Annotated in this window: 23 protein-coding genes; 10 read left to right on the forward strand and 13 right to left on the reverse strand. The window is 71.6% G+C overall.

Annotated elements, in window-relative coordinates:
* Window positions 1–14: 14 nt before the first annotated feature.
* Complete coding sequence (gene npdG / locus F4562_RS07740) at window positions 15–725, reverse strand: NADPH-dependent F420 reductase (protein ID WP_184542058.1); 711 nt, start codon at window positions 723–725, stop codon at window positions 15–17.
* Between the two features lie 91 nt (window positions 726–816).
* Here npdG and F4562_RS07745 point away from each other — a divergent pair, with 91 nt between their 5' ends.
* Window positions 817–1395: a hypothetical protein gene (locus tag F4562_RS07745; RefSeq protein WP_184542060.1), complete on the forward strand. Its 579-nt coding sequence runs from the start codon at window positions 817–819 to the stop codon at window positions 1393–1395.
* Between the two features lie 154 nt (window positions 1396–1549).
* Here the strand turns inward: F4562_RS07745 and F4562_RS07750 are convergent, their stop codons facing one another.
* Window positions 1550–2491, reverse strand: coding sequence for a LysR family transcriptional regulator (locus F4562_RS07750; protein WP_184542062.1), 942 nt, complete (start codon window positions 2489–2491; stop codon window positions 1550–1552).
* Between the two features lie 175 nt (window positions 2492–2666).
* Between F4562_RS07750 and F4562_RS07755 the strand changes: the two genes are divergently transcribed.
* A complete protein-coding gene (locus tag F4562_RS07755; protein WP_184542063.1) occupies window positions 2667–3326 on the forward strand; it encodes a cyclase family protein in 660 nt (219 codons plus the stop codon).
* 153 nt (window positions 3327–3479) lie between these two features.
* Here F4562_RS07755 and F4562_RS07760 read toward each other — a convergent pair whose 3' ends face one another.
* Complete coding sequence (locus F4562_RS07760) at window positions 3480–3662, reverse strand: hypothetical protein (protein WP_184542065.1); 183 nt, start codon at window positions 3660–3662, stop codon at window positions 3480–3482.
* A 44-nt stretch (window positions 3663–3706) separates the two neighbouring features.
* Here F4562_RS07760 and map point away from each other — a divergent pair, with 44 nt between their 5' ends.
* Complete coding sequence (map, locus tag F4562_RS07765) at window positions 3707–4555, forward strand: type I methionyl aminopeptidase (RefSeq protein ID WP_184542067.1); 849 nt, start codon at window positions 3707–3709, stop codon at window positions 4553–4555.
* Window positions 4556–4705: 150 nt separating this feature from the next.
* Here the strand turns inward: map and F4562_RS07770 are convergent, their stop codons facing one another.
* The 4 genes from F4562_RS07770 to F4562_RS07785 all read right to left on the reverse strand — a co-directional run bounded on the left by F4562_RS07770 (window position 4706) and on the right by F4562_RS07785 (window position 9319).
* A complete protein-coding gene (locus F4562_RS07770) occupies window positions 4706–5119 on the reverse strand; it encodes a sensor histidine kinase (RefSeq protein ID WP_184542069.1) in 414 nt (137 codons plus the stop codon).
* A gap of 171 nt (window positions 5120–5290) precedes the next feature.
* Window positions 5291–7324: a bifunctional copper resistance protein CopD/cytochrome c oxidase assembly protein gene (locus tag F4562_RS07775; RefSeq protein ID WP_184542071.1), complete on the reverse strand. Its 2034-nt coding sequence runs from the start codon at window positions 7322–7324 to the stop codon at window positions 5291–5293.
* Window positions 7321–7962 (reverse strand): copper resistance CopC family protein, encoded by a 642-nt coding sequence (locus F4562_RS07780; protein WP_184542073.1) that lies wholly within the window; start codon window positions 7960–7962, stop codon window positions 7321–7323. Before F4562_RS07780 ends, F4562_RS07775 begins: the two co-directional genes overlap by 4 nt.
* A gap of 64 nt (window positions 7963–8026) precedes the next feature.
* The gene (locus tag F4562_RS07785; protein ID WP_184542075.1) at window positions 8027–9319 is read right to left on the reverse strand and encodes a helix-turn-helix domain-containing protein; all 1293 of its coding nucleotides are present in this window, start codon (window positions 9317–9319) and stop codon (window positions 8027–8029) included.
* 874 nt (window positions 9320–10193) lie between these two features.
* Here F4562_RS07785 and F4562_RS07790 point away from each other — a divergent pair.
* The 3 genes from F4562_RS07790 to F4562_RS07800 all read left to right on the forward strand — a co-directional run bounded on the left by F4562_RS07790 (window position 10194) and on the right by F4562_RS07800 (window position 12550).
* Window positions 10194–10604 carry a hypothetical protein gene (locus tag F4562_RS07790; protein ID WP_184542077.1) on the forward strand — a complete coding sequence of 137 codons (411 nt, stop codon included), beginning with the start codon at window positions 10194–10196 and terminating at the stop codon, window positions 10602–10604.
* A 259-nt stretch (window positions 10605–10863) separates the two neighbouring features.
* Window positions 10864–11094: a hypothetical protein gene (locus F4562_RS07795; protein ID WP_184542079.1), complete on the forward strand. Its 231-nt coding sequence runs from the start codon at window positions 10864–10866 to the stop codon at window positions 11092–11094.
* Between the two features lie 79 nt (window positions 11095–11173).
* The gene (locus F4562_RS07800) at window positions 11174–12550 is read left to right on the forward strand and encodes an NCS2 family permease (RefSeq protein ID WP_184542081.1); all 1377 of its coding nucleotides are present in this window, start codon (window positions 11174–11176) and stop codon (window positions 12548–12550) included.
* A 77-nt stretch (window positions 12551–12627) separates the two neighbouring features.
* Here F4562_RS07800 and F4562_RS36235 read toward each other — a convergent pair whose 3' ends face one another.
* Window positions 12628–13716, reverse strand: coding sequence for an excalibur calcium-binding domain-containing protein (locus tag F4562_RS36235; protein ID WP_184854767.1), 1089 nt, complete (start codon window positions 13714–13716; stop codon window positions 12628–12630).
* Window positions 13717–14478: 762 nt separating this feature from the next.
* Between F4562_RS36235 and ald the strand changes: the two genes are divergently transcribed.
* Window positions 14479–15594: an alanine dehydrogenase gene (gene ald, locus F4562_RS07810; protein WP_184542085.1), complete on the forward strand. Its 1116-nt coding sequence runs from the start codon at window positions 14479–14481 to the stop codon at window positions 15592–15594.
* Window positions 15595–15598: 4 nt separating this feature from the next.
* Here ald and F4562_RS07815 read toward each other — a convergent pair whose 3' ends face one another.
* Complete coding sequence (locus tag F4562_RS07815; RefSeq protein ID WP_184542087.1) at window positions 15599–16324, reverse strand: thioredoxin-like domain-containing protein; 726 nt, start codon at window positions 16322–16324, stop codon at window positions 15599–15601.
* A 121-nt stretch (window positions 16325–16445) separates the two neighbouring features.
* Here F4562_RS07815 and F4562_RS07820 point away from each other — a divergent pair, with 121 nt between their 5' ends.
* Both F4562_RS07820 and F4562_RS07825 read left to right on the forward strand, forming a co-directional pair.
* On the forward strand, window positions 16446–17102 hold the full coding sequence (locus F4562_RS07820) for a DUF305 domain-containing protein (RefSeq protein ID WP_184542089.1): 657 nt from the start codon (window positions 16446–16448) through the stop codon (window positions 17100–17102).
* Between the two features lie 162 nt (window positions 17103–17264).
* Window positions 17265–17564: a DUF3467 domain-containing protein gene (locus F4562_RS07825; protein WP_184542091.1), complete on the forward strand. Its 300-nt coding sequence runs from the start codon at window positions 17265–17267 to the stop codon at window positions 17562–17564.
* Between the two features lie 150 nt (window positions 17565–17714).
* Here the strand turns inward: F4562_RS07825 and trpS are convergent, their stop codons facing one another.
* From trpS to F4562_RS07845, 4 genes are all read right to left on the reverse strand, one after another.
* Window positions 17715–18680: a tryptophan--tRNA ligase gene (gene trpS, locus F4562_RS07830; RefSeq protein WP_184542093.1), complete on the reverse strand. Its 966-nt coding sequence runs from the start codon at window positions 18678–18680 to the stop codon at window positions 17715–17717.
* Between the two features lie 152 nt (window positions 18681–18832).
* Window positions 18833–19897, reverse strand: a complete 1065-nt coding sequence (locus F4562_RS07835) for a threonine aldolase family protein (RefSeq protein ID WP_184542095.1) — start codon at window positions 19895–19897, stop codon at window positions 18833–18835.
* A gap of 98 nt (window positions 19898–19995) precedes the next feature.
* A complete protein-coding gene (locus F4562_RS07840; RefSeq protein ID WP_184542097.1) occupies window positions 19996–20634 on the reverse strand; it encodes an SDR family NAD(P)-dependent oxidoreductase in 639 nt (212 codons plus the stop codon).
* A complete protein-coding gene (locus F4562_RS07845; protein ID WP_184542099.1) occupies window positions 20631–22715 on the reverse strand; it encodes a DUF6421 family protein in 2085 nt (694 codons plus the stop codon). Before F4562_RS07845 ends, F4562_RS07840 begins: the two co-directional genes overlap by 4 nt.
* Window positions 22716–23237: 522 nt before the next feature.
* Here F4562_RS07845 and F4562_RS07850 point away from each other — a divergent pair.
* Window positions 23238–24821 carry a GAF domain-containing protein gene (locus F4562_RS07850; protein ID WP_184542101.1) on the forward strand — a complete coding sequence of 528 codons (1584 nt, stop codon included), beginning with the start codon at window positions 23238–23240 and terminating at the stop codon, window positions 24819–24821.
* Window positions 24822–24889: the final 68 nt, after the last annotated feature.

Raw genomic sequence — 24889 nt, forward strand, 5'->3', positions numbered from 1 at the left:
CGGGCCCGGTACGCCTAGACGTCCGTGACGCGCAGCCCGGCGTGGGCCTTGTAGCGGCGGTTGATCGAGATCAGGTTGGCCGTCAGCGCCTCCACCTGGTGGGCGTTGCGCAGCCGCCCGCCGTACACCCCGCGCACGCCGGCGATCCGGCCGGCCAGCGCCTGCACGAGGTCGGTGGCCTCGCGGTCGTCGCCCAGCACCAGCACGTCGAGGTCGATCTCGGCCACCTCCGGGTCCAGCAGCAGCACGGCCGAGACGTGGTGGAAGGCGGCGACCACGCGGCTGTCCGGCAGGACCGCGGCGGCCTGCTGGGCGGCGCTTCCCTCCTCGACCGGGAGCGCGTAGGCCCCCTGCTTGTCGAAGCCGAGCGGGTTGACGCAGTCGACGACGATCTTCCCGGCCAGCTCGGCCCGCAGGGACTCCAGGGTGGACCGGTGCCCGTCCCACGGGATCGCCACGATCACCACGTCGGCCTCGGCCGCCACGGTCGCGTTGTCCGCGCCGCGCACCGTACCCCCGGCACCCCCGGCACCCCCGGCGCCTCCGGCGCCGCTCTCGGCGCCGATGCCCGCCGCCGCGTCCCGGGCCCGCTCCGCGCTCCGCGAGCCGATCAGCACGGTGTGCCCCGCGAGGGCGAACCGCCGGGCGAGGCCCTTGCCCTGGTCACCGGTCCCGCCCAGGATCCCGATCGTGATGCCGCTCACATCCGGAATGTCAGTGCTCACTCGCCACTCCTCGTCGTCCTCAGCCTGCTCCGATCATGTCAGGCCCCCGTTCGGAGGACCATTCCGGGTCGTCTGGGGCACGATGGAGCCCATGGACACCAGGTCGGTGACACTGCTGCGGGAGATCCTCGACTCGACCGGCTGGGTGGAGCGCACCCGGGAGCTCGGTCTCGCGCTGCGCGCGACGCGCTCGCCCGGGGGGCTGCTGCTGGTCGGCACCCCGCAGGAGGAACCCTGGCACCTGACCGCGCACCTGGGCGACGAGGCCAGGCTCTCCGGGCTGCCGCAACTCGCCCCCACCCTGGTGCGCTGGGCTCCCCCGCCGGGCGCCCCCGCCCACCTGCGCGTCGGGCTGGAGCGGATCGAGGAGGCCGGACGGGGCGAGACGCTGTTCGTGGTGGCGGAGGAACCCGCCCCGCAGACCCTGCTGGAGCGGGTGAGCGACGCCCGCCGCACCGGCGCGACCATCCTGGCCCTGGACGGCGGCGACCCCGAGCTGACGGGTCTGGCGCACGACGCGCTGACGGTCCCCGAACGGGCGCCCTTCTCCTTCGACGGCGCCCAGCACCTGGTGAGCATGGCGGCCGGCGAGGTCGAGCGGCGGCGCGGCCTGCGCGAACGGCTGGCCGCGCTGCTGGAGCGCATCAGCGGTCCCCGGGTCGCCGACTGACGGCAACCGGGACCGCCCTCCCGGCCACGGCGCCGTTCTCAGCGGGCCGCCTTCGCAGTGCCGTCTCCGGAGTGCCGTCTCCGGCGCGCTGCTTCGGGCAGTGCCCCGTCTCCGGCGATGCCGCCTTCAGCGTGCCGTCTTCGGAGTGCTGTCCTCAGCGTGCCGTCCAACGCTCGCCGAGCCGTACGGTCAGCTCGTCGGCCGCCTCCCGGAGCGCGGCGATGACCACCGCCTGCACCGGGTCGGGTTCGCCCGAGCGGGCACGGCCGAGACGGGTCACCGCGTCAAGCCTGCGTGCCCCCACATCGGTGATCCCGGTCACCACGACCTCGCCGTCCGGCACGTCGAGCAAGGCCAGCGACGGCACGATCGCCACCCCGTGCCCCGCCGCGACCAGGGCGAGCGTGGGCGGGAACTCCTGGACGAAGTGCACCCGGCGGGGGGTGAAGCCGTGCAGGGTGGCGAGCCGTTCCATCGCCCGCCCGCACGCCTGGTCGGGCGGGCCGGCCACCCAGGGGGCGTCGGCCAGGTCCGCGACGTCACGCGGGACCTCCGTCCAGCTCGGCGGCACCACGATGCGGTACTCGTCCACGTAGAGGGGGTGCGAGATGATCGACTGCCGCGCCGGAGCGGCCATGTCGGCGTCCTGTTCGGTGAGGGCCAGGTCCACCGTGCCGAGCCGGAGCTCGCGCAGCGCGGGCGAGCCGTAGAGTTCCCGGATGCGCGGCGTGATCTGGGGGTGGCGCTCGGCCATCTTGCCCAGCACCGGCACCAGCAGATGCCGGATGACCGTGGGGAACGCGGCGATCGAGACCGGCCCGGCCAGCCGCTCGGTGAAACCGATGAGCTCTCTTCTGGCCTCGGCCAGCTCCTCGTCGATGCGCTCGGCGTACCCGGCGAGGACCCGGCCCGCCGGGGTGAGCGCGGCCCGGCGCTGCGACCGGTCGATCAGCGCGAGCCCGACCTCCCGTTCCAGGAGCGCGAGCTGCTGGGAGACCGCCGAGGCCGTCAGGTGCAACGCCTCCGCGGCCCGCATCACGCCACCGCGCCGGGCGACCTCGTGGAGCACGCGAAGCCGCCGGGGATCAATGTCCATGCAGGTCAGCTTACGCAGCGATCAAGAGGGCTTGATTTGCGCTTCAGATACGAGGCCGGAAATCATAGGCCCCATGCTCTCCTTCCCCACCGGCGGTTGACCCGGTGTCCTGTCCCGTCTCCCCCATCGGCCGGGCCCGCGCCACGGCCCGTCCCGCAGGAAGGAAGGTGCACCGGTGCGCCGTCTGATCGAGCTGAGCCACCGCATCACCGAAGGCATGGTGACCTACCCGGGCGTCCCCACGCCCAGACTGGGCGTGCACCTGAGCCGGGAGGACTCCCGGGAGGTCTACGCGCCGGGCACCGAGTTCCACATCGGCAGCATCGAACTGGTCGCCAACACCGGCACGTATCTCGACACCCCCCACCACCGCTACCCGGACGGCCCCGACCTGGCCGGGGTGCCGCTGGAGGCGATCGCCGACCTGCCCGGACTGGTCGTACGGGCCGAGGGCCTGCCCTCGGTCGGCCCGGAGCGGTTCGCCGGGCTCGACGTGCGCGGCAGGGCCGTGCTCGTCCACACCGGGTGGGACCGCCACTTCGGCACCGAGGAGTACTTCCACGGCCACCCCTACCTCGAACCGGACGCGGCCCGGTGGCTCGCCGAGCAGGGTGCGGCGCTCGTCGGCATCGACAGCCTCAACATCGACGACACGCCGCCCCGCGGGGAACGTCCCGCTCACACGGTGCTGCTGGGTGCCGGCATCCCGATCGTCGAGCACATGACGGGGCTGGCCGCGTTGCCCGACGAGGGGTTCCGGTTCCATGCCGCCCCGCCGATGGTGGCGGGAATGGGCACCTTCCCCGTCCGCGCGTACGCCGTCGTCGGCGGATAGGGCGGCGGGCGGACGCGACCGGCCCAGGGCGTGGGGCGTGGGGCGGGCGGACGCGGCCCGCCCAGGGCGGCGCGGGAACGCGGCCGGCCCGGGGCTGCACGGGGGCCGGACACCCCGGGCCGACGCGGATTGCGCGAGAGGCCGCGAGCGCCGTCAGTCGTCCTCCTCCCAGGCCCGGTCCTTCTCCGCCCACGCCTCGTTGCGATCCGCCGCGGCCTTCAACGCGTCGGCCGCGGCCGCCCGGGTCTCGTAGGGCCCCATCCGGTCCTTGTTCGGGCAACCCTTCTCCGGCTCGACGGCCATGTGCTTGAGACAGAACCACCATTGATCACTCATGCGGCAATCCTGCCCAGTGAGAAGCGCAACTAGACTGGGGGACCATGACGACACTGCTCCAGCCCGGTCGGATATCGCCCACGCGCAAGGTTCCCGCCCACATCCCGCGGCCGGAGTACGTCGGGAAGAAAACCCCGAAAACCGGTGAGTCCGACGTCAAGACCCCCGAGGTCATCGAGCGGATGCGGGTCGCCGGCCGGATCGCCGCCCAGGCGCTCGAAGAGGTCGGCAAGCACGTGACCCCCGGCGTCACCACCGACGAGCTCGACCGGATCGGCCACGAGTTCCTCTGCGACCACGGGGCCTACCCGAGCACGCTCGGCTACCGGGGATACCCCAAGTCGCTGTGCACCTCGATCAACGAGGTGATCTGCCACGGCATCCCGGACGACACCGTGCTGCGCGACGGCGACATCGTCAACGTCGACATCACCGCCTTCATCGGCGGGGTGCACGGCGACACCGACGCCACCTTCCTGGTCGGCGAGGTGGACGAGGAGTCGCGGCTGCTGGTCGAGCGCACCCGGGAGGCGACCAGCCGTGCCATCAAGGCCGTCGCTCCGGGCCGCCAGCTCAACGTGGTCGGCCGGGTGATCGAGGCCTACGCCAAGCGGTTCGGCTACGGCGTGGTGCGCGACTTCACCGGGCACGGCATCGGCACCACGTTCCACTCCGGCCTGATCGTCCCGCACTACGACGACCCGTCGCTGGCGGTCACCCTGGAGCCGGGTATGACGTTCACCATCGAGCCCATGCTGACGCTCGGCACCATCGAGTACGACATCTGGCCCGACGGCTGGACCGCCGTGACCAAGGACCGCAGCCGGACCGCCCAGTTCGAGCACACCGTGCTGGTGACCGAGACCGGCCACGAGATCCTGACCCTTCCCTGACCCCGGCCACGAGCTCCTACCCCTCCCTGACCTGCGGGAAGGCCCCTTCTCCGACCTGCGGGAAGGTCCCTTCCCTGACCTGCGGGGAGACGCGGGAGTCGCGGTTCGCGCGCTCCGGCCGGGCCCCGGCCGGAGTGTGCCGTGAGGCGTCTAGCGGCGGCGGGGCACCACTCCGGTGACGGTGGTGCCCTCACCGGGCACACCGCTGACGCTGAGTGAACCTCCCAGCTCCGCGAAGCGGGACTGCATGGCGGTGACGCCCCGGCCCTGGGCCACACCGAGAAAACCGACGCCGTTGTCGCTGACCGTCATGCGCAGACCGCCGCGGCCGATGGTGACGGCGACGGACACGACACGTGCCCGGCTGTGCCGTTCGATGTTGGCGAGCGCCTCTTCGAGAACGGCCAGGACGGCCTTTGCGATCTTGGGTGGAGCGTCCTGGCCCGGCCGTGCCCAGATCTCGACCGCGATGCCGGTCCGCTCGGACCACTCGGCCAGGCGCTCTTCCAGGGCCTGGGCCAGGCTCAGGCTCCGGCCGTCACGTATGCGCAGTTCCTCGGACACCGCTCAACCTTCCTGATGCACATGACAACCACACCTGCCCCGGGCTGCTTGGGTGGCTGGGTATGGCGCGCGGCGTCGAAGCGCGCGCCGAGGCGGGCACGGGCCCCCTGCCCACCAGGCTACCGGGACGCCGCAGTGGTGGCCGTGAGACACGGAGCGGTAGCCGTCCGGCTATCGTCCGCTGTCTCGCTTGTTGAGTTTGGCCAAGTAGTCATTATAGGCGTCGAGCTGGGCATCGCCGGTTCCCCCGTCACGGGCCGCGGCGGCGTCGGCCCGGCGGTCGGCACGCCGCGCTCTGCGGTCGTCGTCACGCCACCACTGGAAGGCAAGCGCGATGAGCACCACCAGTGTCGGGATCTCACCGAAGCCCCAGGCGATGGCGCCGCCGGTCTGCTGGTCGGAGATCGCGGAGGCGCCCCAGGTGCGGCCCAGTTGGTCGTACCAGTCGGCGGCGAGCACGGCGGTCATGCTCATCAACGCGATGCCGAAGAACGCGTGGAAGGGCATCGTCACGAACAGCAGGACCAGCCTGGCCACGTGCGGCAGCTTGTGGGGAGCGGGGTCTATACCGATGATCACCCAGAAGAACAGAGAACCGCTCACCAGGAAGTGCACCGTCATGGCGATGTGCCCGAGGTGCTCCTCCATCGCCGCGGCGAACAACGGGGTGAAGTAGAGCGCGTACGTGGAGACGATGAAGATCGCGGTGGCGATGGCCGGGTGGGTGATGAAGCGTACGTACCGGCTGTGCAGGATCGTCGTCAGCCATTCGCGGGGCCCGCGGTCGCCGCGGCGGACGGCGGGCTTGAGGGCACGCAGGGCCAGGGTGACGGGCGCGCCGAGCACCAGGAAGATCGGAACCATCATGGACAGCGTCATGTGCTCGGCCATGTGCGCGCTGAACAGCACCTTCGCGTACCGGGCGACGCCGCTCTGGGTGGCGACCAGCAGGATCAGCACGCCGGTGAACCAGGCGGCGGTGCGGCCCGCGGGCCAGGAGTCGCCGCGCCGTCTGAGGCGTACGACACCGGCGAGGTAGAAGCCGCCGAGCAGGGCGATCAGCGTGCCGGAGAACAGGTCGAACCACCACAGCGAGACCAGGTTGCCCAGAGAGATCTCCGGCGGCATGGTGTAGCCGAGCAGTTCGAAGGCCCGATCGACCGGCAGCACCGCCGGCGGCGGCGCGGTCCGGGAGAGGGCGACCGCCAGCCCGATGGCCGCGAACATGACGACGAGCTCACCGGTGGCGAAGCGGACGAACGCGCCGGCACCACCGGCGGCGAGCAGCGGCATGGTGCGCCTGCGATGCCACCAGCCGGCCGCGCCGAGCAGCGCGAACGCGGCGGTCTTGGCCAGCAGCAGCAGGCCGTAGGCAGAGGTGAAGAGCTCGGAGACCGAGGTGAGCCGGGCCATGACGCTGAACAGGCCGGACAGCCCCACCCCGGCGAAGCACCACAGGGCCGCCGAGGAGAAACGGGCGGCGGCGACCTCCAGGTGCGGTCGGCGGCCCAGCGCGTGCGCGCAGAGCACCGCGAGCCCGCCCACCCACAGCGCGAGGACCACCAGGTGGACGGCGACGCCGGTGGTGGCCAGGTCGTGGTTGGGCGAGGAGGAGGAGTGGCCGGTCAGCGCCGGAGGGAGCAGGGTGACCAGGGCGAGGACCAGCAGCCCGGCGGCCGAACCGGCGGTGATCGCCCCGCGGGCGAACAGCGCGATGGCCACCGCGAACAGCACGACCAACGTGAGGGCGATGCCCTGGGAGACCTGGCTGGCGTAGCTGGTCAGCTCGTTGCCGGCGAGCACGTCGGCGACCGGCAGTCCGAGCGCGTCGGAGAGGCTGAAGATCAGCGTCGCGGCGGCGGCCCCGGCCCACCCGAGGGCGAACCAGGAGGCCGCCTTGACGTAGCCGAGGGCCGGCTTGCCCAGCAGGCCCTTGTCGTTGGGGAGCAGGAAGGCGGCGGTGAGCAGCACACCGACGGTGAGCACGCCCGCGACGTCCATCGCGAGCTTCGACAGCGGCAGCCCCCAGCGGGTGATCACTCCCTGGTCGGGCAGGCCGGGGATGATGCGCGGGTTGGCCGCGCCACCGGCGACCATGGCGATCACCAGCGCGCCGACCGCCGCGGCCCCGCCGGCCAGCGCGAGCCGGACCGGGCGGCCGTCGCCGCGCTCCTCGGCCGGCGCGGGCCGCGCGGTCCTGGTCATGGCCGCTTCTTGTTGCGCATGCTGAGGAACAGCCCGATGCCGACGCCGGTCAGGCCGCCGACGACGACCCAGGCCCAGGCGGGGACGCCGCCGGAGGAGCCGGGTTCGTCCGCGGCGCGGGCCGCGGGTGCCGGACTGATCGCCGCGTCCGGGGTGCCCCCGGCCGGACCGGTGGCCGCGGGGCTCTCCGCCGGGCCGGCGGCCGGGCTCTGGGCGGGCGGCGCGGACACGCTCCCGGCGGCCTCCGGCGAGGACGGGGACGGGGTGGCCTCGGCGGAACCCTTCAGCGTGAAGGGGATCTCACCCTCGATCGGGTGGCCGTCGGAGGAGACCACCCGGTAGGCGATGACGTACTCGCCGGGCGGGAGGCCCTCGCGCACCTTCTGCACCACCACCGGGCCGTCGGTGGTCGCCTTGCCCTCCTGCCAGGAGTCGTCTCCGGAACGGACGACCACGGCGGGGAAGCGCACCGAGGCGGTGAACGTCAGCTTCACCTCGCTCAGGCTCTCGACCTCGGTGCCCTTGGCCGGATCGCTGCTCTTGAGCCGGTCGTGGGCGAGGGCCGGCGAGGCGAAGGCCGTGCCGAGGACGAAGGCGGCGAGAAGCGCGAGGATGACCGCGACTGGGGAAGTCTTCATGGCAACCACAAGGCTACCGACGCCCTCACCCGGTCTCGACCTCCCCGTCCCGGTCCGTGTCGGCCTACAGCCCGACGCAGGCCAGCGCCTGCTTGTAGGCGTCGACGCTGCGGTCTCGCTCCTCGATGCGCTCCAGGACGCGGGCGGCGGTCAGCCACAGGTGGGCGGTGTTCCGGGTGGCCGGTGCCTGCGCCAGGAACTCCACCCCGATCAGGATCTCCCGGAAGGCCGGCTCCCGCATGCCGAGTTCGGCCAGCGCCTCGCCGAACAGGAGGCGGGCCTCCGTCTGCAGAGCCTTCGGCATCCCGTCGAGCAGATCACAGACCGTCCGGACGTGCTCGGCGGCTCGATCGGGCCGGGCGAGCAGCAACTCCGCGCGGGCGAGGTTCATCGCGCAGCGCATCTTGTCCATCGGGTTGGCCGAACTCTCCGACAGCTCCGTCTCCACCTTCACCAGCACGTCGCGCCACGCTTCGGCCTCCATGGGCCGCACGGTCAGCATGACCTGGGCGTAGTCACCGCGCAGCCGGGCCAGCCGACGCGGATCGCCGTGCTCGGACTGTATGGCCATGGCCCGCTCGACGTGCGTGACCGCCTCCTCGGCGAGGCCGCTCTCGACGGCGACGATCGCGGCTCCCCAGTGCGCCAGGGTGCGCGACAGCGGCGATCCGAGCATCTCGGCGGCGTCCAGCAGCTCCGCGGAGAACTGACGGGCCCGCAGCAGGTCACCGCGGCCGACGTAGGCGATGAGAAGCTGGCTGCCCAGCCTCATCAGGCCGTCGGTCCAGGCCGGCCGAACCGCCTCACCGAGGATCCGCTCGGGGACTCGCACCGCCTGGGACAGGTCTCCTCGCTCCCGGTGACACCGTGAGAGCGCGACGGCGACCGCGATGTGGCGCTCGGAGGACATCGTCCCCGTGTCGTTCTCGTGCAGCCGGTCGAGCAGGGCGATCGCCTGCTCCAGGTCGCCGCAGGCCTCGGTCGCGAGGGCCAGGCCGTACTCGGCGTCCTGCCGCAGCTGGGGCAGGCCGGCCAGGGAGTCGTCGGCGAGAAGCTCGGCGTAGCGCGTGCGGGCTTCGGCGACCTCGCCGTTCTCCATGGCGAGCCGCGCGTAACCGAGCGCGAGCTCGATCTCCTGCATCTGCTCGGCCGTCACACCGTTGACCAGATAGGTGAGGGAACAGTCGAGCTTCTCGGCCAGCAGCTCCAGCACGGCCGGCGTCGGAGTACGCTTACCGCTCTCGATAAGGGATACGTAACTATCAGAAAGTTCGGGGTGAGCGAGCTGCGCCTGAGAAAGACCGCGCTGACGACGAACGATCTTGATGCGCTGCCCGACCAAGTCTTGACCAGTCACGTTACCCCTTGAAAGATATCATTTGAACAGCAGAACCCACGACAGGAGTCTCCCCGTGCGCCGACGTCTTGCCTTGTCTGCCCTCTCCGCGCTATTTGCGGCCTCTTTTGCCATCACTGGCAATGTTACGACCGCGAGTGCTGATTCGTCTGCCCCTCCGAAAGACCCCGGTGAGTACTCTTTGCACTGGGAGAACGAGATCAACCTGGGCTGGAACGGCCCGGACTGATCGACGACTCAGCTTGCCCATAGAACACAGGAGCGGACAAGACCCTGTTCATACACCGGTACGGAAGGCTTCCACCGGTGACCGCTCCACGAGGCGGAGCCGGTGCGCGCCACGCGGGCACCGGCGCATGGGCGTTCGGCTCGGGCGCCGCACGAGACATGCTCCGCGAACGCGCCGAACGTCCACGCCCGTCCCGATGACACCGGAGTCGTGACGCCGGACGCGGACGGCGGACGCAGGCCGGAGCGACGGGGTCGGCGGCCAGGCCGCCCGGGTCGACCCCGCGCGAGGTGCCCCTCGGGCCTGGCGGCATCCGTGGGCGTCTCCGGATGATCTTTAGAGGCGCCCGCGAGAGGGACGGCGGGAACTCCCCGACAATCCGTAAAACACGCGAACAGCCACCACATACTGCTTCTTCGTGTGGGAACACAGATGCCCGGCACATCACCACGCGTCCGGGGCTACAGGACGGTGGAGGGCATGGCCGTTTTCTCCAGTCTCTCCTGCGATGGAAGAGGGATCTCGGGCCCGGCGCGACGTCGAAAGCCATGCTCGCCCACGAGAGGCGACATATCTGCACTCCTGCCGGGTTCGGGGGGCGATGTCGTGCTCTTTCACCCCGTCACCGTCCCGCCGGACGCGCGGTTGACGATCGTCACCGGCTCACCGTCCGAATTCGCCGGTTCCCTGAATGCGGCGGAACCGAGAGCCGGGCCGCCGATCTCCGAGAACCTCCTGATCACCGACGACCGCATCGCGGCGGCAGGCCGTGTGTCACGGGTCGTGCGCCGCCACACGGCCGGCACGGTGGAGCACGTCGGAGCGCGTCGGGACGCGGAGTGGGTTCCGGGCGGGCATTCGGGCCGCGACGGCGGGAATAACATGACCGGCCCGGAACCGGCTCCCGGCGGATCGGCTCATCCCGAGTCGCTTTTCCGATGTCCGACGAACGTCAACGGGAAATCTCCGTCACCGAAATCGCGGCAAAGACTCGCCGTCTCCGGAACACCGGCCGACGGCACTGAACAAAAAATCGGGAAAGCCGTCCCCGAATAATCGGACAGGTCGATTCTCGACGACTTCGCTGCGCCGTTCCCGCCCGCGCGCGGAGGCCCTATGGATGAGACCGGAACAACCGTCGCGGTGAGCACCGGATTCCATGGAGAAGATTTACACGTCGGCGTCCCGGGGCCGGTGCGCGGCCGCCCGGGCGACGGGGGACGAGGAGCCGAGAGGGACGAGGAGCCGAGGGCCCGCTGCCCGCGGAGGAGATGGCCATCCCCGCCGCCCGGCCGGGGCGTGCGGGATCTCCCCGGTGGAGGTGCGCGTCCGCAACGCGGTCTCACAGGGGTCCGCGCCGATCACCGGACAGGTGATCGACTCCCCCGCGCCGCTGGCCGAGATGCTGCGCGAACTCGCCACCCTGCCGCCGGACGACCCGACCCGCACGCCCCGTACGGCCTGCGCGGCGCGGGTGAAACCTCGACGCTGTCGTCGCCCCCGGCCGTGGCCACGGCGGTCCGGAACGCCACCGGCCTGCCGCTGACCCGCGTGCCGATCCGCCCCCATGACATCGCGTTGAAGGGGTAGGAACCGTCCATCCCCCTTGTCGGAAAGGGGGAGCCGTGGATCGGTTCTTCGAGCTGTCGGCGCGGGGGACGACGATCGGCCGCGAGGTGCGCGGCGGAATCACCACCTTCATGGCGATGGCCTACATCATCCTGCTGAACCCGATCATCCTGGGCGGGGCGGCCGACGTCACCGGGGCGAAGCTGTCGATCCCCCAGCTGACCACGTCGACCATCCTCGCGGCGGCGCTGAGCACGCTGCTGATCGGCCTGGTGGGAAACGCGCCGTTCGGGGTCGCGGCGGGGCTGGGGCTGAACGCGGTGGTCGCCTACCAGGCCGCACCCTACATGACCTGGGCACAGGCGATGGGCCTGGTCGTGCTGGAAGGGCTGATCATCGTGTTGCTGGCCGTCTCCGGACTGCGGCAGATCATCATGAACTCCATCCCGCTGGCGCTCAAGCACGCCATCAGCGTGGGGATCGGCCTGTTCATCACGCTGATCGGGCTGGTGGACGCCGGTTTCGTCGGGCGGGGCACCGGCTCGCCCGTGCAGCTCGGCGCCACCGGGCACCTGACGGGCTGGCCGGTGACGTTGTTCTGTGTGGGCCTGCTGCTGATGGTCGTCCTGTACGTGCGCAGGGTCCGGGGAGCGATCCTGATCGGCATCGTGGCGACCGCGGTGCTGGCGGTGCTGGTCAACACGGTCTTCACCATCCCCCCGGAGAGGTGGGGGGTCGTGGTGCCCCGGGTGCCCGAGGCCGTCGTCGGGGCACCGGACTTCGGGCTGGTCGGCCAGGTGGACGTGTTCGGCGGGTTCACCCGCGCAGGGGCGATCACCGCGACGGTCGTGCTGTTCACCCTGGTGTTGTCGGGGTTCTTCGACGCGATGGGCACCATCATCGGGGTCAGCGACGAGGCGGGCCTGGTGGACGAGGAAGGCCGGGTGCCCCGGCTGGGGGCCATCCTGACGGTGGACGGCGTGGCCGGAGCCCTGGGCGGGGTCACCAGTTCCTCGGCCAACACGGTGTTCGTGGAGTCGGCGGCCGGGGTCGGCGAGGGGGCCAGGACCGGCCTGGCCGCCGTCGTCACCGGCACGGTGTTCGCGCTGACGCTGCTGTTCACGCCGATCGCCACGGTCGTCCCTGCCGCCGCGGCGGCCCCCGCGCTGGTGCTGGTGGGTGCGCTGATGATGACGCAGGTCAAGAACATCCCCTGGGACGACCTGGCCATCGCGGTCCCGGCGTTCCTGACGATCGCCCTGATGCCGTTCACCTACAGCATCACCAACGGCGTGGGCGCCGGGGTGATCGCCTACACCGTCGTCCAGGCGGCGCTGGGACGGGTCCGGCGGATTCCCTGGCTGCTCTGGGCGGTCACGGCGATCTTCATTCTGTACTTCGCCGTCGAGGCCGTCAGAGCGCTGTTCGCCTGAGCCGGCCGGGAGGTGCGGATCCGCCTCACCGTGATCACAGCGCGCCGGGGAGCGGAGCCGGGGCGGACGCGGAGGCGTCACTTGTCGCAGGTATCCCCGTCCTTGTCGGCGTCGATGTACCAGGCGTACTCCGGGTGGGTTTCCCGGTAGTAGGGGCCGTAGCCGTTCTTGATGGCGGCCCTGCAAGTGCGGTACCTGGGGTCGAGGTCACCCGAGGCCGGGGCGATCGGCGCGTCGGGATCGGCGTTCGACCGCCCGCCGGAGGTGGGCTGTGCACCGGCACCGCTCTGAGCGCCGGTAGCCGGTTGGGTGCCGGTGCCGGGCTGAGTGCCCGTGCTGGGTTGAGTGCCCGTACCCGGTTGAGTGCCCGTACCCGGCTGAGTACCCGTACCCGGTTGAGTACCCGTACCCGGCTGAGTACCCGTACCCGGTTGAGTACCCGTACCCGGCTGAGTACCCGTACCCGGTTGAGTACCCGTACCCGGCTGAGTACCCGTACCCGGCTGAGTACCCGTACCAGGCTGGGTACCGGTGCCCGGCTGGGCCGGGTCCGAGGGGGTGAAGATCGAGGAGTTCGGCTGCGGCCCGGCCGGCGGTGTGCTCGCGGTGCCGCTCGGGGGAAGCAGACGGGCGACCATGGCGTCCGCCTGCTCCTTGGTCAGGGCTCCCGCGATGCTGAGGCTGTCGTCGGTGATCGCCTGGGCGACCCGCGGGGCGGCCACCACCTTCTGCCCGACGACGATGGCGATCTGCTGCCGGACGGGGATCTCCTGCTTGACGATCTCCTGGGTCAGGTCGCTGATCTGCTCGCGGAACACCGGGGCGAAGGCGATCCTGACCGAGTACGCGCCGCTCTTCTCCTGGACGGCCTCGATCTTCCGTACGGCGTTCACGGTGACCCCGGCGTCCACCGTGTAGCAGGTCTGCCCCGGGTCGTCGGGGTAGGTGTCGGGAGCCGTGCAGGGTCCGGCCTTCGCCTCGAGGACCGGGGCGAAGTGGATGGGGGTCGCCAGAGCCATGGGGAGCTTGCCGCCGAGGGGCATGTCGGGGTTGCGGGTCATGAGCACCGCGATGGTGCCGAGCACGCCGGTGACGAGCACGACGACCACCAGGGCGGTCACCAGGATCGCGGTGGTGGCCCGGCTCGCCTGGGGAGGGCCCGGCACCGCCGGGGTGCCGCTCTTCGTCGTCTTGCGCCGCCGCCCACCGGACCGCCGCCCGCCTGGGGCGCCCGGCGCCTGACCGCCAGGTGCTCCGGGGACCTGACCGCCAGGGACGCCCGGCGCCTGACCGCCGGCCGCTCCGGGACTCCCAGCCCCGTCGGCCGCTCCGGACCCACCGGGAATCCCGGGCCCGCCGGGAGTTCCGTACCCGGCGGGACCCCCTGCTCCGGGTCCCCCCGGCGCGCCGGCTCCGGCCACGCCGGAAGCATCGGTGCCGGATACGCCGGACCTCCCGGGTTCACCGGGTCCGCCGGGCGTGCCCACGCCGGACTCGGTAGGACCGGATCCGCCGGGCCCCGGACCCGCGGGACCGGAGGGGTGGGCATGGCCTGGCGCGGCCAGGACGGGCGAGCCGTGCGCCGGGTCGGAGTGACCGCGGGTACGCGGATCTGAGGCGGGCCCCGGCGCACCGGCGAACGGGTCGAACGACCCGGCCTGAGGCCCCTGAGGCCCGGAGGACCCGCCCGGACCCGCGTGCTTGCCCATCGTCACATCCCCGCAATGCTCACACTCGCTCGCGGCGAGCCTACCGATCACCGCAAGGAGCCGGTAACCGGAAAGTCAAGAGCGGCCCGGAAAGCCGGCTTCGCGAAAGCTCTGACATGCTGTCATCAACCTCGACCGATTCATGGCACCTTGTGCGTGGTGACCGCCTTCCTGGGAACGCACAGTGAGAGGAGAACAGGCACGACCCCTGGAGGAGCCGTGAAGATCGCAGTTCCCCGCGAGGTCAAGAACCACGAGTACCGCGTGGCTCTCACCCCCGCCGGAGCCCATGAGTTCGTCAGGAACGGTCATCAGGTCTTCGTCGAGAAGGACGCCGGGGTGGGGTCGTCGATCCCCGACGCCGACTTCGAGAGCGTGGGGGCCGTCATCCTCGACTCCGCCGACGACGTGTGGGCCGAGGGCGACCTGGTCCTGAAGGTCAAGGAGCCGGTCGCCGAGGAGTACCACCGGATGCGCAAGGGGCAGGTGCTCTTCACCTACCTGCACCTGGCCGCGTCACGGGCGTGCACCGAGGCCATGCTCGGGTCCGGTGTCACCGGCATCGCCTACGAGACGGTGCAGAGCCCCAACGGCTTCCTGCCGCTGCTGGCCCCGATGTCCGAGGTGGCGGGACGGCTCGCGCCGCAGGTCGGCGCGTACCACCTGATGCGCCAGGGCGGCGGGCGTGGCGTGCTGATGGGCGGCGTGTCCGGTGTCCACGCGGCCAACGTGGTCGTGATCGGCGCCGGGGTCTCCGGTATGAACGCGGCCGTCATCGCCCTGGGCATGCAGGCGGAGGTGCTGCTGCTCGACCGCAACATCGACCGGCTCCGCCAGGCGGACGTGATCTACCAGGGCCACTGCAAGACCGTCGCCTCGAACACGTACGAGATCGAGCGGGCGGTACTGGCCGCGGACCTGGTCATCGGCGCGGTGCTCGTGCCGGGTGCGAAGGCGCCCAAGCTGGTCAGCAACGAACTGGTCTCGCGGATGAAGCCCGGCTCGGTGCTGGTGGACATCTCCATCGACCAGGGAGGCTGCTTCGAGGACTCCCGGCCCACCACCCACGACGACCCGATCTACCGGGTGCACGACTCGGTGTTCTACTGCGTGGCCAACATGCCCGGCGCGGTCCCGCACACCTCGACGTACGCGCTGACCAACGTGACCGTCCCCTACGCCCTGGCGATCGCCGACCTGGGGTGGCGGGAGGCGCTGCGGGGCGACCCGGCGCTGGCCCTGGGCCTGAACACGCACGAGGGGCACCTGACCAACCTTCCCGTGGCCGAGGCCCACGGGCTGGAGGCGGTGCCCCTGGAGAGTGCGCTGACCTGACGCCTCAGGGCGCCGGGGTGCCGCTGGGCGAGGCGGAGGGCGCCGGGGACCCGGGCATCGTCTCGGGGGCGGCGCTCCCGCTCTGGCTGGGCGACGCGCTCGGCGTGGCCGTCGGGATCGGGGCCTCGGCGGTGGTGGTGCCCACCGCGCCGTCGCAGGAGGCTCCCAGTTCGGGGGTGTCGGGCCCGTTCTTGTACTTGGCGATGAACTTGGGCAGGCGCGGGTCGTCGGCCTTGTCGAACGTGAGCTGCCTGTTCCAGGAGCTGGCGACGATCTTGGCGGGCAGCCCCGGGTACGGGCTCAGCAGCATGTAGTCGGAGGAGGCCAGCTTCTTGAGCCGGTCGACCTCCGCCGTGGGCAGGTCGGGCCGGTAGGTGATCCACACGGCGCCGTGCTCCAGCGAGTGGACGGCGTTCTCGTTGTTGATCGGCTGGTCGTAGACGCCGCAGTTCTGCCAGGACGGGTGGTGCTCGCCGCCGACCGGCGGGTTCTCCTTGTAGGAGACCTTCGTCAGCACGTGCTGGGCCGCGGGGTAGTTCGCGCTGGTGACGCCGTCGAGAGAGTTCGTCGCCCGATCATTGACCAGATAGAAGCCGACGACGCCGACGAGCAGCACGATGACGGCGCCGCCGACGCCCCACATCAGGAACGCGGCCCGGCGCTCCTTGCGCTTCTGCTCCGCGCGCATCCGAGCGAGATGATCACGCCTCGCCTGCGCCTTCTCCTTCATCTGCCCTCCAGCCAGCGAATATCTCCGGGTCACCCTATGCCCTATGGGCGTATGCGGAGAATAAGCCGTTGATGAACTGTGATAGCCCAACGTTTCCTGACAGTGGGTACTCTGGGCTGCGATGGAAACCGCCGTCGAAGATCCCCCCAAGCCCCGGCGTGGCCCGGCGCTCGGCGTGCTGCTGGGCTGCCTCGTCCTGGCCGGTGCGCTGCTGCTGCTGGTCGTCGGCAGGACGACGGCTCCGACCGACGCCTCGCCCGAGGCGGGTTTCGCGCGTGACATGGCCGTCCACCACGCCCAGGCCGTCCAGATGTCCTTCATCGCCAGAGACGGGAGCGAAGACGAGGCGCTGCGCACGCTGACCTACGACATCATCGTCACGCAGACGGCCCAGCGCGGGATCTTCATGGGCTGGCTCCAGCAGTGGGGGCTGAACCAGTCGACGGAGCGGCCGCCCATGGCGTGGATGGCCGGTCACGGCCACTCCTCTCCGGCGGCACCAGGGGCCCCCGCCACGATGCCCGGCATGGCCAGCGGGGACGAGCTCGGAGAGCTCACCAGGGCCGCGGGCAAGGACCAGGAGATCCTCTTCCTGCAGCTCATGATCCGTCACCATGAGGGCGGCGTGCAGATGGCACAGTCCCTGCTGAAACTGTCCGACCGCGAGGAGGTGGCCACCATGGCCAGGAACATCGTCAACGGTCAGGCAGGAGAGATCGCCCTGATGACCGACATGTTGCGGCAGCGCGGCGGGCAGCCGCTGCCCTCCATCCTCTGACCTCGACGTCCTCTGATCACGACATTCTCTGATCAGGACATTCTCTGACCACGACACTCTCTGACCACGACCGACAACGACCGACAGCCGGCTACGGCGCGTCCCCGCACGACCGGTTCCCTGCCGGGACAGCGTGGGGCCGGCCTGGCCGAAGGAAGAGGAATGGTGCACGACGAGCCGGAGAACCGGCTGGAGGTGAGCATCTCCGCCGAAGTAGAGATGGGGCAGTACGCAAACTTCGCCTCGGTGTGGCACACCGAGGATGGCTTCGTCCTCGACTTCGCGGTGATCACCAGGCCGCCCCAGCTGGCCAACGACCCGTCCTCCGGGCAGCACTTCGTCAGTGTGCCGACCCGGATCGTCAGCCGGATCCGCATCCCCCCGAGCCAGGTGTTCGAGCTGATGAAGGCCCTCGAACAGCAGCTCACCGCGTACGAGAAGGAGACCGGCCGCAAGAACTGACCCCGGCCGGTCCCCCCGCCGCCTTCCCGCCTCCCGCCACGGCCGGGCCGTCCCGCCGTCCTCGGGCCGCCCCGCCGCACCTCCACCCGGCAGCACGGCCGGGCCGCCCCGTCGCGCCTCCGGCCGCCCGGACCGTGGCGGCTCACCTCTTCACGGCAGGCCGATCGCTCTCTTGGCCGCGGTCAGCAGGCCGGAGGTGCGCTCGGCCGCCCGAGCCGCCCCGGCCGCGAGGAGGCGCGACAGCTCGCCCTGGTCCGCCGAGAGCTCGGCGTACCGTTCCCGGACGGGCCGCAGCGTCTCCACCACCGCCTCCGCCGTCGCGCGCTTGAGCGCGCCGTAGGTGTCGTACCCGAGCGACCCCACCGGCTTCCCGGTGCAGGCCGCCAGCACGGTGAGCAGGTTGGACACCCCCGGCTTGCCCTCGGGGTCGTGGCGCACCTCGGCCTCCGAGTCCGTCAGCGCGCGCATGACCTTCCGGTGGACGTCGGCGGGCGGGTCGAGCAGGTAGACCGTCCCGGCATCCGACCCGTCCGACTTGCCCATCTTCGAGGTGGGCTCGGTCAGGTCCATGACCCGGGCGGCCAACGGCGGGTGCACCGCCTCCGGCACGGTGAAGGTCTCACCGTAGAGGCGGTTGAACCGCAGCGCCAGGTCTCTGGTCAGCTCGACGTGCTGGCGTTGGTCCTCCCCCACCGGCACGAGGTCGGCCCGGTGCAGCAGGATGTCGGCGGCCATCAGCGCGGGGTAGGTGAGCAGCGAGAGCCGCACCTCCTCCTGCCGCGCCGATTTCTCCCTGAACTGGATCATCCGCCGCATCTCCCCGAAGTGGGCGGTGCTCTCCAGCAGGTACGCCAGCTCGGTGTGCGCGGGCACCTGCGACTGGACGTACAGCAGGGAACGGTCGAGCCCGCAGGCGAGCAGCAGGGCCGCCGCCTCGCGGGTGCGGACGCGCAGCCGCTCCGGATCATGCTTGATCGTCAGAGCGTGCAGGTCGGCGACGGCGTAGACGCAGTCGGCCTCGTCCTGGAGCCGGACGGCGGGCATGATCGCACCCAGCAGGTTGCCGAGCGTCAGGCGGCCGGTCGGCTTGAACGCCGAGAAGACACGCTTGGTCATGGTCACTCCTCAGGGAAGAGGGACCGCCCCGCACCGGCGGCAGGGAAAACGAGAACGACCGCCGGTGAACGGCGGTCGTTTCGGTGCGCAGTCGGGGACTGGCTAGCGGACCCGCCGGAAGGCGGCCCGCCACAGACCCAGACTGTGCTTGTTCATGAGATCGAGGATAGCTCCTCCGCCACGGCGGCGGCGAACGCGTCCACGTCGGCCTCGGTGGTGTCGAACGCGGCCATCCAGCGGACCTCGCCGACGGCCTCGTTCCAGGTGTAGAAGCGGAAGCGCTTCTGCAGGCGCTCGGTGACGTCCCGGGGCAGGATCGCGAAGACCGCGTTGGCCTCCACCGGGCGGGTGATCTCCACACCGGGGATGTCGCGCACCGCGTCGGCGAGCCGCCGGGCCATGGCGTTGGCCTGGCGGGCGTTGCGCAGCCACAGGTCCCCGGCGAGCAGCGCCTCGAACTGCACCGAGACGAACCGCATCTTGGAAGCCAGCTGCATGGCGGTCTTGCGCAGGTAGCGCAGGCCGCGGACGGCGTCGGGGTTGAGCACCACGACCGCCTCCCCGAACATCAGACCGGCCTTCGTGCCGCCGAAGGACAGCACGTCCACGCCCGCGTCCGTGGTGAACGCGCGCAGCGGCACGTCCAGCGCCGCGGCGGCGTTGGTGGCGCGGGCGCCGTCGAGGTGGACGGTCATGCCCAGCCCGTGGGCGTGGTCGCAGATCGCCCTGATCTCCTCGGGCGTGTAGAGCGTGCCCAGCTCGGTGCTCTGGGTGATCGAGACCACCTTGGGCTGTGCCCGGTGCTCGTCGCCGAAGCCCCATGCCTGCCGGTCGATCAGCTCGGGGGTGAGCTTGCCGTCCGGGGTGGGCACCGTGAACAGCTTGAGCCCCCCGGACCGCTCCGGCGCGCCGCCCTCGTCGGTGTGGACGTGGGCCGACTCGGCGCACACCACCGCCTCCCAGTGGGCGGTCATCGAACGGAGCGCGACCACGTTGGCACCGGTGCCGTTGAACACGGGCCACGCCTCGGCGGTGGGCCCGAAGTGCTCCTGGAAGATCTTCTGCAGCGCCTCGGTGTAGACGTCGTCGCCATAGGCGGTCTGGTGGCCGCCGTTGGCGAGCGCGATCGCCTGGAGGATCTCGGGGTGCACCCCGGCGTAGTTGTCGCTGGCGAAGCCCTTCACCAGCGGGTCGTGCCTGCGGATCGCGTCCGTCACGTCGTCTCTCCTCGTCCGGCGGCCGGGTGCCCGCACCCGGCCGCCGTCGTGCTCGTCGTGCTCGTCGTGCTCGTGTGCTGTGCGTGGTGCCCGCCGGGTCAGCCGGTGAGGTCCACCCGGGTGCCGTTGGCGTCGGTGTCCCACAGGCGCTCGACGGCCACGGCGAGGTCGTCGACGTCGGTGAACCCGGGGAAGGTCTTCTCCGGGGCGGCCGCGCGCATGCCGTCGTGCACCAGCGCCTTGACGACCAGGATGTTCGCGGTGGCGGGGGTGTCCTTCAGGGCGTCGGCGAAGGCGAGGGTCCACGCCTCGGCGGCGGCCTTGGCCGTGGCGTAGGCCGCGTTGCCCTGGGTCGGGTGCTCGGCGGCCTTCGCCGAGACGATGGCGAACCGGCCGCGCTCGCTCGCCTTGAGCAGCGGCTCGAAGGCGAGCGTGACGTGCTGGAGGGTGCGGATCAGCAGGTCGTGCAGGAACGCCCAGTCGTCCAGTGACGTCTCGGCGAAGGTCTTGGACCCCCGCCAGCCGCCGACCAGGTGCACGATCCCGTCGAGGCGGCCGTGCTCGGCCTCGATCCGCCCGGCCAGCTCCCGCACGGCCTCGAGGTCCAGCAGGTCCACCGGGAGCGTCCCGTCGGCACCGGACCGGTCGACGCCGATGACGGTGTGGCCTTGCTCGGTGAACCGGCGGGTGACGGCCCGGCCCGTGGGGCCGGCCGCGCCGGCGACAAGGATGATCATGCCCGGATACCCTTCGTGGACTCGACGACATCGCCGAGCTTACGGCGCAGGGCCTCGTAGAACATGCTCAGGGGGAACTCGTCGGGCAGCACCGCGTCGACCACGGCCTTCGGGAAGCCCTCCGTCGGGAGCGCGGCAGCGCCGCCCTTCCAGACCGACGCCGGGTGCGGCTCGACGTAGGAGGCGACGAGCTGGTGCGCGGCCAGCCAGTGGGCGAGCTTGGAGCGGTCGATGCCGTCGCGGTAGAGCTTCTCGACCTCGGCCCGCAGATCGGCGACGCCGTCGGCGAGCCGGGCCCAGTCGACGCTCAGGCGGTTGTCGGTCCACCGGACGATGTCGTTGCGGTGCAGGTAGGCGAAGAGCAGCTGCCCGCCCAGGCCGTCGTAGTTGCGGACCCGGTCACCGGTGATCGGGAAGCGGAACAGCCGGTCGAACAGGATCGCCAGCTGCACGTAACGGGCGTGCGGAACGCCCTCCTGCTCCAGTTTGACCGCCTCACCGAAGGCGGTCAGGTCGCAGCGGAGCTCCTCCAGCGAGTACAGCCAGTACGGCATGCGCTGCTTGATCATGAACGGGTCGAACGGCAGGTCGCCGTGGCTGTGCGTGCGGTCGTGGACGAGGTCCCAGAGCACGAAGGTGTCCTGGGCCAGCTCCTGCGACTCGATCAGCCTGGCCGCGTCCGGCGGCAGCGCCAGCTTGAGCGTCTCCGCGGCGGCCCCGCTGACCGCGCGGAACCGGGCGGCCTCCCGGTCGGCGAAGATGCCGCCCCAGGTGAAGCGGGACGGGGTCTGCCGGACGGCGACGGTCTCCGGGAAGAGCACCGCGGAGTTGGTGTCGTAGCCGGAGGTGAAGTCCTCGAAGGCGATCGGCACGAACATCGGATTGTCGTAGCGGGTCCGCTCCAGCTCGGCCAGCCACTCGGGCCAGATGGTGCGGATCCACACAGCCTCCAGGTAGCGGAAGGTGGTGCCGTTCTGCGTGTACATCGGGAAGACGACCAGGTGCTCCAGGCCGTCCACCCGCTGGGTGTCGGGGTGGAAGGCGTCGAGCGAGTCGAGGAAGTCGGGCACGCCCAGGCCCTGCTCCACCCACTTGCGCAGGTCGGCGACGACGGCGTCGAGGTAGGCCGCGTCGTGCGGGAAGCTCGGCGCGAGCCGCACCACGTGGTCGGCGATCTCGGCGACCAGCGCCGCGGCCGTCTCGCGGTCGCCCTCGACGGAGCCGTCCTTGGCCTGCAGCGGCTTGAGCCGCTCGATCGCGTCCTTGAGCCCGGCGAAGGCCTCCCGCGCGCGCGAGGGCCCGGCCTCGGCCGCGGGGGCGGGAACGCGCGCCACCCAGGTGACGAGGTTGCCCCAGAGCGTGGCGTGGTCGTAGTCGCCGATCGAGTCGTCGCCGAACAGGTCGGAGTCCGCGACGACCACGATCCGGCCCCGGCCGTGCCGCACGGCCACCGCCAGGGGGCGGTCCGCGGGCGTCGCGGTGGGCGAGGTCCGGAACAGCACGGTCGCGTCCGCGGGGGCGGTGAGCACGCCGGACCGGTAGAAGCAGGCGCGGCGGGCGCCCGCGAGGAGATCCTGGCCGGCCGCGGCACCGGCGGCGGTGTCGCCGGGGACGCCCAGGACCCAGGCGGCCACGCCGTTGTGGGCCTTCCCCGGGTCCTGGACGAGGGTGTGCTCGACCCCCACGCCGAAGCGGCCGAGCAGGTCGGTGAGGTTGCTGCCGTACTTGTCCTGCTCGTACTCGGCGAGGACGACGAGGCCGCCGCCGGCGGCGACGTACTCCTCGATCGCGTCGAGCTCCTCGACGGCCAGCACGGGGCTGCCCAGGCCGGTGGTGCGCTCCCAGCGCTCGGCGGACGGGTGCGCGATCACGAAGACATCGGCCGAGCCGAGCAGGGCCGGGGTCAGCGGACCCTCGGTGTGCGCGGCGACGGTGTGACCGAGACGGCGCAGGGTCTCGGCGGCGCGGGCGTAGCTGCTGTCGTCGGGATGGCCGGGGTTCATCGTCTCGGCCGTATCCCGCCGGATGGTCCACGACTCGCTGTGTGCCTCGTCGAAAAGTACCCGCGGGAAAGCCGTCACGGTAAATCCTCCCTCACATCAGACCTAACGACGGAAAATATACACATTCCCTCCAGTTTTGGACACATCCCTTACGGTGGATCCGGTCCTCCGGGAGAGAATCCTCCGGCCGGGCCGGGGGTTCCGGAGCCGGGGGCGACCCGGCCGGCGGGTCGCCTCGGCGGACACCGGCGGGCCACCCGCGGCGGACGCCGACGCCAGGGCCACCCGCGGCGGACGCCGACGCCGGGACCGCCCGCCCCGCCGCACGGCAGGACGGGGACCCGGCGACCGGCGATGCGCGGACCCGGCGTACGGTGGCAGGTGGCCCCGGTGCACAGCGGTGCTCAGCCCCGGCGACCGGCTGTGCTCGGCCCCGGTGCACAGCGGTGCTCAGCCCCGGCGCACAGCGGTCTCGGCAGGTCGGCAAGGTTGCATCCACGTTGCGGAGTCTTGTCGGCGGTGTTACGGGGGAGTCATCATCGACTGATCGGGGCCTCCATGAGTGTCGCCTCGGTCACACCCTGAGGTGGGGAGGTATCGATGGGCTCAGACCAGCAGTTGTCCGCCGTCCGGATCGCGACCGACGCGGTGGGCCTCGCCCCGCTCCTCGCCGAGGTCAGACATGCCGTCCTCAGCGGTGACCGCACCCCGGTGGTTCCCCGCCCGGTGGTCTCCGAGTCGTGGCGGCGCTGCCTGCGCGCGGGCCTCGACCCGGACAGGCAGCGGTCGCTGAGCCCGTTCGACCCCAAGACCGTCTACGAGATGCGGGCCGGGCATCCGCTCGCCCAGGTGCTGCCGCTGCTGCGCTCCACCCTCCTCTGCGTCGCGGAGGAGGCCCGGCACGTCATGGTCGTCACCGACGTGCAGGGGCACGTGCTGTGGATGGACGGCCAGTCGGAGGTACGGCGGCTGGCCGACCGCTTCCAGTTCGTCGAGGGCGTCCGGTGGGCCGAGGAGACCGTGGGCACCAACGCGATCGGTACGGCGCTGGCGATCGACAGCCCCGTGCAGATCTACGCCTCCGAGCACTACGCCAGCGGCCAGCATGTCTGGACGTGCGCGGCGGCGCCCGTCCACGACCCCGACACCGGCGCCATACTCGGGGTGGTGGACGTCAGCGGGCCGTTCCAGACGATCCACCCCGCGACGTCCGCGCTCGTCAACGCGGCGGCCCGGCTCGCCGAGGAACACCTGCGCATCCGGATGGCCGCACGTGACGAACGGCTCCGCCAGCGGAACATGGCCCACCTCGACCGGCTGCGCGGCACGCCCGGCGCGCTCCTGAACGCGTCGGGACGCATCCTCGCCACCTCGCCCGCGGGATGGGCCGAGGGTCGCCTCGACATCCCGGCGGAGGGCGGCGAATGCCTGCTGCCGAGCGGTGACCTCGCGATCGCCGAGCCGATCCGCGGCGGCTTCCTGGTCCGGGCCGCGGAACCGGGACACGCCGCACAGGCGTCCCGACCCGCCCTGAAGCTCACCTTCCTCGGCGCGGGACCGCCGATGGCCGTGCTCTCCGGGCGGCCCACGCCGTTGACGTTGCGGCACGCCGAACTGCTCGCCATGCTGGCGCTGCACCCCAGAGGGCTCACCGCCGACCAACTCGCCGCCCACCTCTACGGGGACGCGGGGAACCCGGTGACCGTACGCGCCGAGATGCACCGTCTGCGCGCGTTGCTCAGCGGTGTCGTCGAGGCGAAACCGTACCGCCTGGTGGCGGCGGTCGAGGCGGACTTCGTCACCATCCGGAACCTGCTCGGCACGGGATGTGCCGCGGAAGTCCTCGGGGCGTACCGGGGTGCCCTGCTGCCGATGTCGGACGCACCGGCGGTGCGGGACGAGCGGGAGGAGCTGACGGCCGCCGTCCGGCGGACGGTCATCGACCGCGGCGACGCGGCGGCCGTACTGCGCTGGACGGAACTCGACGAGGGCAGGGAGGACCTGGAGGCGCTGTCCCGGTTGCTGAGGTTGCTTCCGCCCGCGGACCCGCGGCGGGCCGCGGTCGTCGCCCGGTACGACCGCCTGTGCGCGCAGGCGGCGCACGAGGCCCGTCTGCTTCAGCGGCTGCGACATTCCCGGCCGAGGCCGGGCGCCGGCGACCCGCTCGCACGACGGCCGCGCTGACGCGGCCGTCTCCCGGGACGTCCCGGAACGCGGGCCGCACCGGCCCCGGAGCACCGCCCCGGGCCGGA

The sequence above is a fragment of the Streptosporangium becharense genome (assembly GCF_014204985.1).
In the GTDB taxonomy this organism is placed as follows: Bacteria; Actinomycetota; Actinomycetes; order Streptosporangiales; family Streptosporangiaceae; genus Streptosporangium; species Streptosporangium becharense.

Bases quoted from the DNA above. Each gene is read 5' to 3' on its own strand.
- F4562_RS07745 (WP_184542060.1), top strand. From the start codon at position 817: ATGGACACCAGGTCGGTGACACTGCTGCGGGAGATCCTCGACTCGACC.
- F4562_RS07750 (WP_184542062.1), bottom strand. From the start codon at position 2,491: ATGGACATTGATCCCCGGCGGCTTCGCGTGCTCCACGAGGTCGCCCGG.
- F4562_RS07760 (WP_184542065.1), bottom strand. From the start codon at position 3,662: ATGAGTGATCAATGGTGGTTCTGTCTCAAGCACATGGCCGTCGAGCCG.
- map (WP_184542067.1), top strand. From the start codon at position 3,707: ATGACGACACTGCTCCAGCCCGGTCGGATATCGCCCACGCGCAAGGTT.
- F4562_RS07775 (WP_184542071.1), bottom strand. From the start codon at position 7,324: ATGACCAGGACCGCGCGGCCCGCGCCGGCCGAGGAGCGCGGCGACGGC.
- F4562_RS07780 (WP_184542073.1), bottom strand. From the start codon at position 7,962: ATGAAGACTTCCCCAGTCGCGGTCATCCTCGCGCTTCTCGCCGCCTTC.
- F4562_RS07815 (WP_184542087.1), bottom strand. From the start codon at position 16,324: ATGAAGGAGAAGGCGCAGGCGAGGCGTGATCATCTCGCTCGGATGCGC.
- F4562_RS07820 (WP_184542089.1), top strand. From the start codon at position 16,446: ATGGAAACCGCCGTCGAAGATCCCCCCAAGCCCCGGCGTGGCCCGGCG.
- F4562_RS07825 (WP_184542091.1), top strand. From the start codon at position 17,265: ATGGTGCACGACGAGCCGGAGAACCGGCTGGAGGTGAGCATCTCCGCC.
- trpS (WP_184542093.1), bottom strand. From the start codon at position 18,680: ATGACCAAGCGTGTCTTCTCGGCGTTCAAGCCGACCGGCCGCCTGACG.
- F4562_RS07840 (WP_184542097.1), bottom strand. From the start codon at position 20,634: ATGATCATCCTTGTCGCCGGCGCGGCCGGCCCCACGGGCCGGGCCGTC.
- F4562_RS07850 (WP_184542101.1), top strand. From the start codon at position 23,238: ATGGGCTCAGACCAGCAGTTGTCCGCCGTCCGGATCGCGACCGACGCG.